Raw genomic sequence first — 243 nt, 5'->3', positions numbered from 1 at the left:
AGTAGCTTAAAAACTTCGGCTGATCCAGCTCCGACAGGGCGAGATTAAACAGCACCGTTCCGGCGGCTGCCGCATAGTAGATCTTAACGGCTTTAGCGGAAAGCTTTTTGCCGGTTCTTTCGCGCGTTTTTGCCAGCCAGACCATGAGAGCCAGGTCCAGGAAAAGCGCGATGAAAACCGGATTGAACAGCTCCTGAAAACTGCTTCCAAGCCCCCCGAGGTTTTTTGCCTGGAACAGGACGG

1 protein-coding gene is annotated in these 243 nt (G+C 53.5%); it reads right to left on the bottom strand.

What is annotated here, in order from left to right; genetic code table 11:
• Positions 1–243: hypothetical protein (locus CH339_RS25925; protein WP_210207418.1), on the bottom strand; the 243-nt coding region annotated here is incomplete at both ends.

It is taken from the genome of Rhodobium orientis, assembly GCF_003258835.1.
Lineage (GTDB): Bacteria > Pseudomonadota > Alphaproteobacteria > Rhizobiales > Rhodobiaceae > Rhodobium > Rhodobium orientis.
Note: the sequence above shows the minus strand (reverse complement) of the source record. Positions and strands in the feature narration are given on the sequence as shown.